Raw genomic sequence first — 13931 nt, 5'->3', positions numbered from 1 at the left:
GGGAGGCGACCAATGTCAGCCACCATCCGACATGAGCATCGAAACGCCCTGCATCGCAGTCTGCCTGATCGATCCGCAGACCAACCTTTGCTACGGCTGCGGCCGCACCATGCCGGAGATCGCCCGCTGGCCGCGGATGAGCAGCGCCGAGCGTCGCGCCATCATGGCCGCGCTGCATCGGCGCATGACCGACGCCGGAATGGAGCTGCCGAAGCCAAGACCGCGCCGCGCTCCGGCCACCGACGCGCTGTCCTAGCCATGCCCGCTTCAGGTGCGCCATGAGCCGCCTGCTGCTGGTCCTGATCGTGCTGATCGGCACCGCGGGAGCGGTGGTCGCCTATGGCGACCCGAAGCGGATTTCCGAGGCCGGCGATGCGGTGTCGACGATGCTGAAGAAGCGTGTCGCAGCCGCCACCGCGGCAGCGGACGCCGCGCGCAGCCGGATGGTCGAGATTCCGCGCGGCACCGGCGGCGAATTCTCGGTCACCGCCAAAGTCAACGGCGTCACGGCACCGATGGTGATCGACACCGGCGCGACCTCGGTGGTGCTGACCTACGAGACCGCCAAGGCCGCCGGCCTGCCGCTGGAACTATTGAAATTCAACGTCGAACTGGAGACCGCAGGCGGCCCGACCCGGGCGGCACGGCTGTCGCTCGACAGCCTGGCGATCGGCAGACTGGTCGAACGCTCGGTCCCGGCGCTGGTGGTGCCGCGCGGCCAGATGAAGACCAATCTGCTCGGCATGAGCTTCCTCGACCGGCTGGAGAGCTGGGAAGTCCGCGCCGATCAGCTCCGGCTGCGCGGGTATCCGTAGTCGGCAAGCCACTCCACTGTCAGCGCACGAGCAGCACCGGGACGTGGACGGTGCGAACCATCGCCGTCGTCGTGCTGCCGACGATCAAGGCACGCAGCGGCGAGTGACCATAGGCGCCCATCACCAGAAGCCCGTCCGGCCGCCCGGCCATGTAGTCGGCGATCACCTTGTCGGCCGCACCCTGGCCGAGAAATTTGACCGGCGCGGGCGCGCGATCGGACATCCGCGCGGCCGCCTGCTCGAGCCGGCCGCGATGCGTCGCATCGTCCGGCCCGGCGACCACCAGATGCACCGCCAGGCCCTCGAACAAGGGAGACGAGGCGACGAATCCCAGCGCCTTGGACGCCGCAGCGCTGCCGTCGAACGCGACCACGACGGTGCGCGGCTCGCGGATCTTGCTCGACACAATCAGCACCGGCTTGATGCTGGCGCGGACGACGCGTTCGATTTCCGAGCCGATATGCTCCTTGGCGAACTGGCTCGACGAACCGCGCTTGCCGATCACCACCAGGTCGGCCTCGGCCTCGCGTTCGATGATGGTCTCGAGGATGCCGCCGTGCCGATGCAGTTTGCGGACCTCCGCGATCCCGGCCTCGGTCAGCCGCCGCGCCGTCTCGTTGAGCAGGATGCGGCCGCGTTCGATGGCGAGCTTGCCTTCCGCCTCGTCGATCCGGGTCAGCTCCTCGAGAAGCTCGCTCTTGACGCCGAGACCGATCGCGCCGCTGAGATCGTGGCGCGCCGCCACTGCATCCTTGCGCTGCACGACGTGCAACAATTCGACGCTGGCGGAGAGCCGACCGGCGGCCCAGGTGGTGAGTTCGACGACGCTGGTCGCATAGGCGGAGGCGTCGATGCAGGCGAGAATCCGTTTCATGGAAATCTCCTCAATGTCCGGCGGAGCGCGTCTCGGCACCCGGCTTGTCGTGGAGCGCGAAACGGCGGACCAGCTTTTCGCTCGCTTCGTTCAGCCCGACGATTTCCACTGTCGCGCCCTCGCGCCTGAACCGCAGGATCACCTTGTCGAGAATTCCGACGGCGGAGATATCCCAGAAGTGAGCCGCCGAGACGTCGATGACGACGCGATCCAGCACCTCCTTGAAGTCGAAGGATTCCGCGAAGCGTTCGGTCGAGGCGAAGAACACTTGGCCCTCGACCCGATAGGTCCGGCAACTGCCGTCCTCGCTGAGTTCGGAGTTCACCGTGAACAGTCCCCTCACCTTACTGGCGAAGAACAGGCCGCTGAGGATCACGCCGGCCAGCACGCCCTGCGCCAGATCGTGGGTCCAGACCACGACCACCACCGTCACCACCATCACCAGCGACGATTGCCAGGGGTGGATCTTGAGGTCGCGGATCGAATTCTAACTGAAGGTGCCGATCGACACCATGATCATCACTGCAACCAGCGACGGCATCGGAATCCGGCTGACCAAAGGCCCCAGCACGACAATCAGGAACAGCAGGAAGCTGCCGGCAACCAGCGTCGACAGGCGCGTGCTGCCGCCTGATTTCACGTTGATGACGGACTGACCGATCATCGCGCATCCACCCATTCCGCCGATGAATCCGGTGGCGAAATTGGCGATGCCCTGCCCCTTGCACTCGCGCCGCTTGTTGCTCGACGTGTCGGTCAGATCGTCGACGATCTGGGCGGTCATCATCGATTCCAGCAGGCCGACCGCGGCCATCGTCAGCGAATACGGCGCGATGATCTGCAGCGTCTGCCAGGTCAGCGGCACATCGGGAATCAGGAAATGCGGCAGCGCGGACGGTAACTGCCCCATGTCGCCGACGGTGTTGACCTGCAGCCCGCCATAGATCGAGATCACCGTGAGGATCACGATCGCCACCAAAGGCGACGGCACCGCCTTGGTCAGCAGCGGAAACAGATAGATGATCGCCAGACCGCCGGCGACCATCGCGTAGGTCACCCATGTCACGTTGATGAGCTGCGGCCATTGCGCGACGAAGATCAAAATTGCCAGCGCGTTGACGAACCCCGTCACCACCGAACGCGAGACGTATTGCATCAACAGATCGAGCCGCAGAAACCCGGCGATGATCTGGAACACGCCCATCAGGATCGTCGCCGCGAACAGATACTCGACGCCGTGATCGCGGACCAGCGGCACCACCAGAACGGCAACCGCCGCGGTGGCCGCCGAAATCATGCCGGGACGCCCGCCCACGAAGGCGATGATCACCGCGATCGAGAACGAGGCGTACAGTCCGACCTTGGGATCGACCCCGGCGATGATCGAAAACCCGATCGCCTCGGGGATCAGCGCGAGTGCGACGACGATGCCGGCGAGAATATCGCCGCGCGGATTCGACAACCATTCGCGGCGAAGCGAAGCAATTGAGAGCATTTAAGATTTTGATCCGTGGGCAAGCAACCGGCATCCGTTGGATGGACCGCGAACCGCTCGTGGCGACGCGGCGGTCTGTTGCTTTGAATGATCCGAGGGATAGGCGCCCGGCCGAGCCACCCGGCCATGCCGGGTCCGATTTATCGAACTACTTTATCGGCGACGCGACCTTTGCTGCAAGTGCTAACTTGCGGCTCGGCCGCCTATGCGGCCGCCGCGCGCTGCTCGACGGCAACCATGGCCTTGCGCAACACGCTGGCGTCGGCATCGGGCTTGACCCCGAATTCCGACAGATAGCGGCGGAACGCGCGGGCACCGGGCACGCCCTGGTACGCGCCGATGACGTGGCGGGTGATCGCGTGCAGCCGCAGGCCTTGCGCGAGTTGGCGCTCGATATACGGGATCAGCGCTTCGAGCGCCTCCTTCATCGAAGGATACGGCGCCGGTTCGCCAAACAGCTCCGGGTCGACCTCCAGCAACCGCCACGGCTCCTGATAGGCGGCGCGGCCGAGCATCACGCCGTCGACATGGTTGAGATGTCGCTTGGCCTCGGCGATGCTGCCGATGCCGCCATTGATGATGATCGGCACCTGCGGCATCGCCTGCTTCAGCCGGTACACCCGATCGTAATCGAGCGGCGGGATATCGCGGTTTTCCTTCGGCGACAGCCCGTTCAACCACGCCTTGCGGGCGTGCACGATCAGCGCATCGGCGCCGGCGGCGACCACCGCGCGCGCCAGCGCATCGAGCGCGACCTCGGGATCCTGGTCGTCGATCCCGATCCGGCACTTCACCGTCACCGGCACAGCGACGACGCGCTTCATCGCGGCGACGCCCTCGGCGACCAGCTCGGGCTCGGCCATCAGGCAGGCGCCGAACCGCCCCTCCTTCACCCGATCGGACGGGCAGCCGACATTGATGTTGATCTCGTCGTAGCCGAAATCCTCGCCGATCTTCGCCGCGGTGGCGAGGTCGTTCGGATTGGAGCCGCCGAGCTGCAGCGCCACCGGATGCTCGCTCGCATCGAAGCCGAGCAGCCGCTGCCGGTCGCCGTGGATCACCGCGCCGGTGGTGACCATCTCGGTGTAGAGCAGGCCGCGCCTGGTCAGCAGTCGATGGAAGACGCGACAATGACTGTCGGTCCATTCCATCATCGGCGCGACGGAGAAGCGATGTGGCTGATTGGGCAGCATATTTCAGTATGTCGGCGGATTGGCGGGCGGCGTCAAGGTTGCTGGTAGCCTTGGAATCCGGCGATTTCCAGCTCGTTGTCGCGCCAGCCCTCCCCGCACGGCGAGCCGCGGTCAGCGTTCGATCTCCGCGCGCCGGCGCATGACGGCCGGGAGCAATGAGCCAATTCGGGCGCGGGCAGCTTCCAGAAGGCCGCTGAGGCGTTGCCGCAGCGTCGATGTCGAGGCCGGATCGCGGCAGAACCACGCGGCGTACAGCGCCGGCAGGAACAGCAGCGTCAGCACCGTGGCGACCAGCAGTCCGCCCATGATCGCGACCGCCATCGGGCCCCAGAAGCTCGAACGCGTCAGCGGGATCATCGCCAGCACAGCGCTGAGCGCGGTCAGGACCACCGGTCGCGCGCGGCGGACGGTGGCGCCGATGATCGCCTCGTCGCGCGGATGCCCGGCGGCAATGTCCTGCTCGATCTGATCGACCAGGATCACCGCGTTGCGGATGATCATGCCGGCGAGCGCGATCAGTCCGAGCAGCGCGACGAACCCGAACGGCTTGCCGAACAGGAGCAGCCCGGCACAGGCGCCGATCAGGCCGAGCGGCGCCGTCAGCAACACCAGCGCCAACCTCGAAAAGCTCTGAAGCTGGACCATCAGCACCGTCAGCATCACCACCAGCATCGCCGGCACCACGGCCAACAACGCACCATTGGCTTTCGACGAATCCTCGATCGCACCGCCGAGTTCGATCCGGTAACCGGCCGGCAAATGCTGGCGCAGATCGGCCAGCGCGGCCCATACCACCGACGAGACGAACGGCGCCTGGACTCCGTCGCGCACGTCGCTACGTACGGTGATCGCCATGTCACGGTCGCGCCGCCATTGGATCGCCTCCTCGTGGCCTTCACGGATCTCGGCGATCTGCGACAGCGGCACCGGCACGCCGTTGCGCGACAGCACGGTGAGATCGTCGATGGCGCCGAGATCGTTGCGTTGCGCCGCGATCGCCCGCGCCACCACCACGACCTTCTCGGTCCGGTCGCGCACGGTGGTGACCTGCGCCCCGGTCATCAGCATCTGGAGCGTTTGTGAGATCGTCTGCGGATCGAGCCCGAGCGCCCGCGCACGATCCTGATCGACCACCAGACGCACCGATGGCATCTGCTCGTTCCAATCGAGCTGCGGCTCGATCACATTTGGATTGCCGCGCATGATATCGCGGACCTGGTAGGCGATCGATCGCACCGTGTTCGGATCTTCGCCGATCACCCGGAACTGCACCGGAAACTTGATCGGCGGACCATAGGCCAGCCGCCGCACCCGCACCCGCGCGCCGGCGATCGCGCCATCGGCGACGGCCTGCTCGATCTTGCGCTTGACCCGCTCGCGCGCGGCGCTGTCCTTGGTGACGATGACGAGTTCGCCATACGACTCGTTCGGCAGTTCGGGATTGACGTTGAGCAGAAAGCGCGGCGGGCCTTTGCCCACATAGGTGCTCCAGGTGACGATGTCGTCATCATCTGCGACCAGCGCCTCGGCCTGCTTGGCATTGGCGAGCGTCGCCTCGATGCCGCTGCCGCCTGGCAGCCGCAATTCGACGAACAGCTCGGTGCGGTCGGAGGTCGGGAAGAACTGCCGCTGGATCTTGCCGAAGCCGATGATCGAGATCGCAAAAGCCGCGATGGTGATGCCGATCACAATCAGGCGGTGATGGATGCACCAGGTAACGACGCTACGAAAGCGTCGATACAGGCCGTTGTCATAGACCGCGTGCGCGGTCCCGGTGCTCAGCGAGTGCGGCAGCAAAACGAAACCGAGATACGGCGTCAGGATCACCGCGACCAGCCACGACGCCAGCAACGCGATGCCGACCACCCAGAAGATGCTGCCGGCATATTCGCCGGTGCCGCTCGCCGCCATGCCGACCGGCAGAAAGCCCGCCGCCGTCACCAGCGTGCCGGTGAGCATCGGAAACGCCGTCGACTCCCAGGCGAACGACGCCGCCCGCGCCCGGTCGAAGCCCTGCTCCATCTTCACCACCATCATCTCGACCGCGATGATGGCGTCGTCGACTAAGAGTCCGAGTGCGATGATCAGCGCGCCCAGCGAAATCCGGTGCAGATCGATGCCGATCGTCAGCATCAGCGTAAACACGATGCCGAGCACCAGCGGCACCGAGGTCGCGACCACGATGCCGACGCGCCAACCGAGCGACACGAAGCTGACGAACAGCACGATCGCCAGGGCCTCGACGAACGACCGCATGAAATCGCCGACCGCATCGCGGACGACCGCGGGCTGATTAGCGATCCGCTCGAAGGTGACGCCGACCGGCGTGGCGCGTTCGACCTCGGCCATCGACGCTTCGACATCCGCGCCGAGCTCCAGGATGTTGGCGCCCTTGCGCATCACGATGCCGATCGCCAGCGCCGGAACGCCGCGCTGCCGGACCAGAAACTGCGGCGGATCGATGAAGCCGCGCGACACGGTGGCGATGTCGCCGAGCCTGATCACCGTGCCGCTCGATGCGATCGGGGTTTCCTCCACCGCGCGAACGCCGTCGAACGCCCCGGAGACGCGCAGCGGAATCCGGGTCGACTGGGTCTGGACCATGCCGACCGGCGCAAGATCGTTCTGCTTGGCGAGGCTGTCGAAGATCGCACGCGGCGCGATACCGAGATTGGCGAGCTTGACGTGGTCGAAATCGACGAAGATGCGCTCGTCCTGGGTGCCGTAGATCGTCACCTTGGAGACGTTCGGCACTTTCAGCAGCCGCTGTCGCACCTGCTCCGCCATTCGTTTCAGCACCGCGTAGTCGGCGCTGTCGGAGCGCAGCGTGTAGACGATCGAGTCGACGTCGCCATATTCGTCGTTGACCTCCGGCCCCGCCACACCGTCGGGCAGGTCCGGCTTCACATCGGCCATCTTCTTGCGGATCAGATAGAACAGCCAGGGGATCTGCGCCGGCGGCGTGGTGTCGCGAAACTCCATCTGCGCCGCGGTGAAGCCGGGCTTGGAATAGGTCGTGACCTTGTCGAACCAGGGCAGCTCCTGCAGCTTCTTCTCGATCCGGTCGGCGACCTGAAGCTGCATCTCTTCGGCCGTCGCGCCGGGCCATGTCGCAGTCACCACCGCGACCTTGATGGTGTAGGACGGATCCTCGGCGCGGCCGAGACGCTGATACGACAGCAGACCGGCGAGGCTGATCATCAGGATCAGAAACAGCATCAAGGACGGATGCGCCACCGCCCATGCGGAGAGGTTGACCCGCTGCATCACTTGCCCGCCGAACTGAGTGAAAGCGTGGAGATCGGCCGCACCGTCAGCGCCGGATCGAGCTTTTCGACGCCGAGCGCGACGACGGTTTCGCCCTCGCTCACGCCGGAGGTCACCAGCACGTTGCGATCCTCGTAGCGCTCGATCGTCACCGGCCGTTCGCGCAGTTCGCCGCCGTCACCGACCACGAACACCGCGGCGCCGCGGCCGTGATTGTAGATCGCCGTCAGCGGCAGCCGTGCGAAGCGCCGCTCGTCCTGCTCGCGCAGCGTCAGCGTGGCGCTCATCCCGATCCGCACCTTGTCGTCCGCGCCGGGGATGACGAAGCGCGCCGCGAAAGTCCGCGTCGCCAGGTCGGCCGCGAACGACAATTCACGCAGCCGCACCTCGTAACTCTTGCCGGGCAGCGACCACAGCGACAGCGCGGCGGAGGCGCGACCGACCCGCTCGACGTAACTCTCCGGCAACGCGACCACCGCCTCCAGCTCCGACAGCCGCGCCAGACGGATCGCGGCCTGTCCGGCGGTGATGACTTGGCCCGGCTCGATCGGCGTCGCGGTGATCACGCCGTCCGCATCGGCTTCGAGGGTCGCGTAGTCGAGCGCGTGCCCGGCGAGATCGAGCGCACGCTGCGCGCGGACGAGCCGGCTGCGCGCCTCCTCGGCGGTGGCGTGCGCCTTCTGCAGCGCGGCGTTCGCCATCCAGCCTTTGCTCTGCAGCTCGACCGCCCGACCCTCGTCGGCCTCGGCCTGAATCAGGTTGGATTGCGCCGCCTTCACTTCGGCTTCGGCCTGCTCGCGCTGCAGGCGGAGATCATTGGTATCGAGCGTCAGCAGCGGCTGGCCGCTGCGCACGAAATCGCCGGTCCGCACCAGCCGCCGCGCCACCTTGCCGCTGATCCGAAAGCCGAGGTCGCTCTCGATGCTGGGGCGGATGGTGGCGGCAAACGTCCGCGTCCTGCTTCCCTCCTCGAACCGCACCGGCACCACCATCACGGGGAGCGGCACTCGACCGGCCTCCTTGCCGCGATCGGGCTTCGGAGCGGCGGAGTCGCAGCCACCGAGGATCAACGCCATTGCGATGATGGCGCTTCGGAACCCCACGATCTTTGTCATCGCCGCCACGTCTTTCGCCCAAGCCGGACCTGATACAGCGTCGGCCGGCCATAATAAAACCAAACGTACGGTTATTGTTCGGAGCCAAGACTGTCAATATGACCGTACGTTCAGTATGATCCCGGAGCACGCTGGGCAGATTTGGCGAGGTGACGGAGAGCGATGGTCAGGGTCCGGACGGAAGCCAAGCGGGACGCGATCCTCGACACCGCGGCCGAGGTGTTCAAGGAACGAGGCCTCGAAGGCGCCTCGATGTCGGAGATCGCCAGCAGGCTCGGCGGCTCTAAGGCGACGCTGTACGGCTACTTCCCGTCCAAGGAAGAACTGTTCGTGCACGTCGCGCTCCGCGTCGTCGGCAAGCAGATCCTCGGCATGTACGAAGATCTAGAGGCGCGCGCCGACGACGATCCTGAGCGTGTGCTCATCGAGGTCGGCAAGAGACTGCTCACACGCGTGCTGGCCGAGGACGCCACCACCGCCCACCGCCTCGCGGTGGCGCACGGCCGGATCGGCAATCTCGGGCGGATTTTCTACGACGCGGGCCCTGGCAAAGCGATCGAGGCGTTCACGCGCTATATCGACGCGGCGACAAAAGCCGGCCGCCTGCGCACCGACCATCCGGGTACGGCGTCGCGTCACCTGTTGGCGCTGCTCGAATCCGAGATCGTGTATCGTCGCAGCCTGCAATTCGACGACGCTATCTCCGCCGGCGAGATCGATCAATGCGTCGGCCGGGCCGTGAAGGTTTTCCTGGCTGCTTACGCTGCGCCGCCGACGAGCGACCAAGCGTCGTAAAGCCTCGTCCACCCCCGTCGTCCCCTCGCCTTCGATTCAAATGCGACGGGTGGATTGACGGGCCACAATGCCGGCACGCGGCAGGATTTGTTACGATATCCATATTGCGAGCAGCACGTTCGTGCAGCGCCCTCGCGATTTGACAGTGTCGTCCGTCCGCGTGGATAGTCCGCCGGTCGCAGCGCGAGGCTCGACTGCGCGGTGTTCGCGCCGCCTCGCGCGGCTCTCTGCCGGCAGCGCCTCAGCGGGCGGCGGCAAGCACAGGTTCTTCGATGAAATTCACCACACGTTTGGTCCTGCTGGTCACGGTGCTGACGGTCGGCGCCACGCTCGTGACCGCCGCGCTGCTGACCTTGACCACGCGGCGCGCGATCATCACCGAGGCTGAAGCGTCGGGCGAGAAGGTCGCTCGGCTGCTGGCGCGCAGCGCCAGCCTCGCCGCATCGATCCCGACCGAGGTCGAAGGCATCATCGCCGAGGAGATGACTGCGGAAGGCACCCTGCTGGGGCATTTCGTCGAAGCGGCCGAACGGGCCGGGATGACGCCGGCCGAGATCAATCGCCGGCTGAAGTCGATTGCCGATCAGACGACGCTCGACGAGATCTGGATCACCGACGAGAAGGGACACGCTTATCTGCACAGCCTGCCGGACGTCGATTTCACCTTCAGCAACTCGCCGCAGGTGCAGCCGCAGGCCTACGCCTTCCACGATCTGCTCACCGGCAACAAGAAGGTGGTCGACCAGGAAGCGCGCAAGCGCGACATCGACAACCAGCATTTCAAATATGTCGGCGTCGGCGGCATCGACAAGCCGCGCATCATCCAGGTCGGCCGCAGCGCCAAGTTCCTGCAGCAATTGACCATGAAGATCGGGCTGCCGCGTACGGTGGAAAACCTGCTGGCGGACGGCGACATCGACGCGGTGTGGGTGTTCGACCGCAAGCTCGATGCGCTGGTCGGTCCCGGCGTCTACGGCGCCGATCGCCGCGACGGTCCCAACGAGAAAGAACTCGGCCCGGTGAGCCTGGTCATCGCCGACGGCCAGACCCGGCACGTCGAGAGCCGCGAAAATCTCAGCGTGATCGCCCCGGTGCGCAACGATCACAAGGAAATCGTCGGCGCCGCGCTGGTGCGGCTGCCGATGAACCGCGTCTGGGCCACGGTGCAGAGTCAGGCCGAGATCGCCGCCGCGACCGCATCGGCCATCGCGGCACTCGGCATCCTGCTGTCGATCGGCGTCGCCCGCTATCAGTCTGCGCCGCTGCGCCAGATCACCCGCGCCGCCGCCGCGCTGGAGTCGCAAAAATTCGATCCGGCTCTGCTGCAGCCGGTGTCCCAGCGTCGCGACGAGCTCGGCCAGCTCGCGCGGGTGTTCACCGGCATGGCCGGACAAGTGGCCGCGCGCGAGGAATATCTCGACTCGATGGTGAAGCAGCGCACCGAGGAACTGGAGACCCGCAACCGCAGCCTGGAAGGACTTTCGGCGGCGCTGTCGAAATATCTGTCGCCGCAGGTCTATTCCTCGATCTTCAGCGGCCACCAGGACGCCGAGATCGCTTCCAAACGCAAGAAGCTGACGATCTTCCTGTCCGATATCGCCAACTTCACCGCGACCACCGACAAGCTGGAGTCGGAGGACCTGACCGCGATGCTCAACCGCTATCTCGCCGAGATGGCGCAGATCGCGCTCAAGCACGGCGCCACCATCGACAAATATGTCGGCGACGCGGTGCTGGCGTTCTTCGGCGATCCGGAGAGCCGCGGCGTCAAGGAGGACGCGGTCGCCTGCGTGATGATGGCGATCGAGATGCAGGACAAGCTGAAGCAGCTCGAAATGGAGTGGATCGACGCTGGCGCCGAGCGTCCGTTCCGGGTCCGCATCGGCATCAACACCGGGTTCTGCACCGTCGGCAATTTCGGCAGCCCGGACCGGATGGACTACACCATCGTCGGCGGCGCAGTGAATCTCACCTCGCGCCTGGAGCAGAACTGCGAGCCCGGCTCGATCCTGATTTCGCACGTCACCTGGTCGTTGGTGAACGACGTGATCGACGCCGAGGAGCGGCCGGCGCTGACCGTGAAGGGCTTCGGCGAGCCGGTGCGCGCCTATGCGGTGCGCGGACTGAAGGCGGCTGCGGCCTCGGTGGTGATCCGCAAGGAACTGCCCGGAATGCGACTATTCATCGACACCGGCACGGCGGACCGCAACGAGGTGAAACAGACGCTCGTGCGCGTGGCCGAGGATCTCGGCAAGAGCTGAGCCGACGGGGCAACCCGCGCGCCGCTACTTGTCGGGCTGGACCGTGATCTCCTTCAACGTGCCATCGGCGACGACCACGACTACGAACACCAGCCTGTCTTCGTCGCGATGCAGCCCGGCGCTGATCGCCCGGCCGCCGCCGAGTTTTTCGGCGATCATCACCGCTTCCGACAGCTTCATCCTGATCCGGCCAAAATCGGCGAGGTCTCGCTGCGTGTCGGGATCGAGCTCGGAGGCCGGCCTGGCCCTGGCCGGTCGGACGATCCGGCGCGTGGCGGCATCGATCATGATGCTCCACACTTGCCCTGCCCGATACGCCTTGACCTCGAACCACGGAACGGCGCCCTCGTCGCTCAGATCGAGGTCATAAACCCGCGCGCCGCGCAGCTTCTTCTCCGCCAGCCGGATCAAGTCCGCACCGCTGCCGAGCGCGATCATCGATGGACCGGTCCGCTCGTCGCTCGAGCTGACTGCCGGCGTTTGAATCTCTGTGTCGCTGCCGCGATCGGCCACCGCGGCCGAAGCCGGCCAGATCGCCAGCACGGCCGTCATCAGCGCGGTGGTGAACCGGATTGCGGACATCTTCACCTCACTCGTCCAGCACAGCCAAAACGGCGGACGCCGCGCGCGGGCCGCTTTGCTACTGGACACCGGCCACGTGTCGGGACGGGGTGGTGGCCGCAACGGGCGCCGGTGCGGGATCATCCGCCGGCGGCGCGCTCGACCAGGCATGGCCGCTGCGCGCGCGATCGTAGCCGTATTGATACAGCGAGCGCATGTAGGCGGTGTCGAAGCCGGGCGGCGACGGCGGCCGGTCGCTCTCGATATAGGTCAGGTTGAAACCGTATTTGTTGCGGCGGGCAAACGCATAGGTGCTGTAGAGGATCGACCGGGTCTGCGCCTTGATCATCGACGACGACGCCCGCGCGGCGATATCGAGCGCGCGATCGCGCACCAGTTGGAACTCCGGCTCGATGGTGTTGTTCATCAGGATGTAGAGCTGCAGGTTGAGCGACTTGTCCCACGACGCACTACGCATCAGATACGCCTCGGGCAAGGTCAGCACCGGCGACATCACGCCGCCATCCACATGCATCTCCTGGAACCGGACGCCGTCGGCTTCCGCATTGACCAGCATTGGCGGGAACACCGCCGGTATGCTGGCAGAGGCTGCGACCACATCCCTGAACAGATTGAGACTCTCCGACGTCTTCAGCGAGGCGATCCGGCCCATGTCCCAGATCACCGAGCGCTGCGAATCCAGATTGGTGGTGACGACGAACAGCCTCCGCCCCTTGGCGTGCTGCTCAGCCACCTCCTCCATGAAATTGGCATCGATGTAGCGGGCAACCAGTTCGCGCAGGCGCTTGTTGCCGAACAGGCCGGAGCCGAAGATCGCGTTGAACGGGTTCGGATCTTCGAGCAGGCTCTCGGCCACACCGCTGGTGTAGAGCTCGCGTAAGGTGTCGTCATAGCGCGGGCCGAGATAGGCGAACGGCGCGATCAGCGCGCCGGTGCTGACGCCCGACACGAGTGAGAACGACGGCCGGCGCCCCGCGGCGGTCCATCCAGCCAGCACGCCCGCACCATAGGCGCCATCGGCGCCACCGCCGGACAGCGCGAGGTAAGTCTGAGCCCCGGACATCAGGCGTCGATCCACGAAGGCCGATGGCGGATCGTCGGCGTAGCGCCGCAGATCGTCGCGGTCGAGGATCCGCGCCTTGGTGGCTTCGGCGGCCGTGTAGGGCTGCCGCGGCAGGCTCGCACAGGCGGCCAGCCAGCAGCTCGATACCAGCACGAACACGACGACAAATGAGCGGGGCACGCGGGACATCAGGGCACCAACAGGAACGAGGGACGCAAGACTATGGGCTCGCCGGCGGATCGTCGCGCCAGCGGCTCCAGGGCTCGGACGTGTCGAAGCGCGGCGCCTGCCCCGGAACGCGCTCGAGATAGTCCTGATGGATCGCCTGGATGGTCTTGCGGTCGTCGAATTTCACCCGCCAACTGCTCGGCGAGCCCTGCCCGACGATGACGCCTTCTCGGGTGCCATAGCGCGGATGCCGCTCGCGGCCGAGCGGACTCATCCGGACGCGGTCGCCCCGGCACAACGGAA

Annotated in this window: 11 protein-coding genes, 1 pseudogene and 1 other annotated feature; of the genes and pseudogenes, 4 read left to right on the top strand and 8 right to left on the bottom strand. The window is 66.1% G+C overall.

All coding sequences use genetic code 11. The features are described from left to right. Positions 1–31 precede the first annotated feature (31 nt). Complete coding sequence (locus tag FLL57_RS05855) at positions 32–256, top strand: DUF1289 domain-containing protein (RefSeq protein WP_142882381.1); 225 nt, start codon at positions 32–34, stop codon at positions 254–256. A 22-nt stretch (positions 257–278) separates the two neighbouring features. Beyond that, the gene (locus tag FLL57_RS05850) at positions 279–815 is read left to right on the top strand and encodes a TIGR02281 family clan AA aspartic protease (RefSeq protein ID WP_013503220.1); all 537 of its coding nucleotides are present in this window, start codon (positions 279–281) and stop codon (positions 813–815) included. 19 nt (positions 816–834) lie between these two features. On the opposite strand, the gene FLL57_RS05845 is transcribed toward FLL57_RS05850, so the two are convergent. The 5 genes and pseudogenes from FLL57_RS05845 to FLL57_RS05825 form a co-directional block, all read right to left on the bottom strand. Beyond that, positions 835–1689, bottom strand: coding sequence for a universal stress protein (locus FLL57_RS05845; RefSeq protein WP_142882380.1), 855 nt, complete (start codon positions 1687–1689; stop codon positions 835–837). Between the two features lie 10 nt (positions 1690–1699). Continuing rightward, positions 1700–3184 (bottom strand): annotated as a pseudogene (locus tag FLL57_RS05840) (SulP family inorganic anion transporter). Between the two features lie 86 nt (positions 3185–3270). After that, positions 3271–3324: a sequence feature (sul1 is cis-regulatory element that is thought to sense ions involved in sulfur or methionine metabolism; They are found in Alphaproteobacteria), on the bottom strand. A 63-nt stretch (positions 3325–3387) separates the two neighbouring features. Beyond that, positions 3388–4377, bottom strand: coding sequence for a tRNA dihydrouridine(20/20a) synthase DusA (gene dusA / locus FLL57_RS05835; RefSeq protein WP_142882379.1), 990 nt, complete (start codon positions 4375–4377; stop codon positions 3388–3390). 111 nt (positions 4378–4488) lie between these two features. Further along, positions 4489–7644 (bottom strand): efflux RND transporter permease subunit, encoded by a 3156-nt coding sequence (locus tag FLL57_RS05830; protein WP_142882378.1) that lies wholly within the window; start codon positions 7642–7644, stop codon positions 4489–4491. Beyond that, complete coding sequence (locus FLL57_RS05825; protein WP_142882377.1) at positions 7644–8759, bottom strand: efflux RND transporter periplasmic adaptor subunit; 1116 nt, start codon at positions 8757–8759, stop codon at positions 7644–7646. Before FLL57_RS05825 ends, FLL57_RS05830 begins: the two co-directional genes overlap by 1 nt. A 162-nt stretch (positions 8760–8921) precedes the next feature. Between FLL57_RS05825 and FLL57_RS05820 the strand changes: the two genes are divergently transcribed. Together FLL57_RS05820 and FLL57_RS05815 are read left to right on the top strand one after the other, a co-directional pair. Next, the gene (locus FLL57_RS05820) at positions 8922–9554 is read left to right on the top strand and encodes a TetR/AcrR family transcriptional regulator (RefSeq protein WP_142882376.1); all 633 of its coding nucleotides are present in this window, start codon (positions 8922–8924) and stop codon (positions 9552–9554) included. A 272-nt stretch (positions 9555–9826) separates the two neighbouring features. Beyond that, a complete protein-coding gene (locus FLL57_RS05815; RefSeq protein WP_142882375.1) occupies positions 9827–11815 on the top strand; it encodes an adenylate/guanylate cyclase domain-containing protein in 1989 nt (662 codons plus the stop codon). 24 nt (positions 11816–11839) lie between these two features. On the opposite strand, the gene FLL57_RS05810 is transcribed toward FLL57_RS05815, so the two are convergent. From FLL57_RS05810 to FLL57_RS05800, 3 genes are read right to left on the bottom strand one after another with little or no spacing between them, the layout of a single operon-like run. Continuing rightward, the gene (locus FLL57_RS05810) at positions 11840–12397 is read right to left on the bottom strand and encodes a hypothetical protein (RefSeq protein ID WP_142882374.1); all 558 of its coding nucleotides are present in this window, start codon (positions 12395–12397) and stop codon (positions 11840–11842) included. A 58-nt stretch (positions 12398–12455) separates the two neighbouring features. Next, on the bottom strand, positions 12456–13649 hold the full coding sequence (locus tag FLL57_RS05805; RefSeq protein ID WP_142882373.1) for a patatin-like phospholipase family protein: 1194 nt from the start codon (positions 13647–13649) through the stop codon (positions 12456–12458). A 31-nt stretch (positions 13650–13680) separates the two neighbouring features. Then, a complete protein-coding gene (locus FLL57_RS05800; protein ID WP_235677218.1) occupies positions 13681–13902 on the bottom strand; it encodes a hypothetical protein in 222 nt (73 codons plus the stop codon). Between the last annotated feature and the right edge of the window lie 29 nt (positions 13903–13931).

The sequence above is a fragment of the Rhodopseudomonas palustris genome, from assembly GCF_007005445.1.
GTDB lineage: Bacteria > Pseudomonadota > Alphaproteobacteria > Rhizobiales > Xanthobacteraceae > Rhodopseudomonas > Rhodopseudomonas palustris_G.
The sequence above is the reverse complement of the archived record's forward strand: the minus strand, read 5'-3'. Positions and strand labels throughout refer to the sequence as shown.

Coding starts and splice junctions, on each gene's coding strand:
- FLL57_RS05815 (WP_142882375.1), top strand. CDS start 9,827: ATGAAATTCACCACACGTTTGGTCCTGCTGGTCACGGTGCTGACGGTC.
- FLL57_RS05850 (WP_013503220.1), top strand. CDS start 279: ATGAGCCGCCTGCTGCTGGTCCTGATCGTGCTGATCGGCACCGCGGGA.
- FLL57_RS05820 (WP_142882376.1), top strand. CDS start 8,922: ATGGTCAGGGTCCGGACGGAAGCCAAGCGGGACGCGATCCTCGACACC.
- FLL57_RS05855 (WP_142882381.1), top strand. CDS start 32: ATGAGCATCGAAACGCCCTGCATCGCAGTCTGCCTGATCGATCCGCAG.
- FLL57_RS05830 (WP_142882378.1), bottom strand. CDS start 7,644: ATGCAGCGGGTCAACCTCTCCGCATGGGCGGTGGCGCATCCGTCCTTG.
- dusA (WP_142882379.1), bottom strand. CDS start 4,377: ATGCTGCCCAATCAGCCACATCGCTTCTCCGTCGCGCCGATGATGGAA.
- FLL57_RS05805 (WP_142882373.1), bottom strand. CDS start 13,649: ATGTCCCGCGTGCCCCGCTCATTTGTCGTCGTGTTCGTGCTGGTATCG.
- FLL57_RS05800 (WP_235677218.1), bottom strand. CDS start 13,902: ATGAGTCCGCTCGGCCGCGAGCGGCATCCGCGCTATGGCACCCGAGAA.
- FLL57_RS05845 (WP_142882380.1), bottom strand. CDS start 1,689: ATGAAACGGATTCTCGCCTGCATCGACGCCTCCGCCTATGCGACCAGC.
- FLL57_RS05825 (WP_142882377.1), bottom strand. CDS start 8,759: ATGACAAAGATCGTGGGGTTCCGAAGCGCCATCATCGCAATGGCGTTG.
- FLL57_RS05810 (WP_142882374.1), bottom strand. CDS start 12,397: ATGTCCGCAATCCGGTTCACCACCGCGCTGATGACGGCCGTGCTGGCG.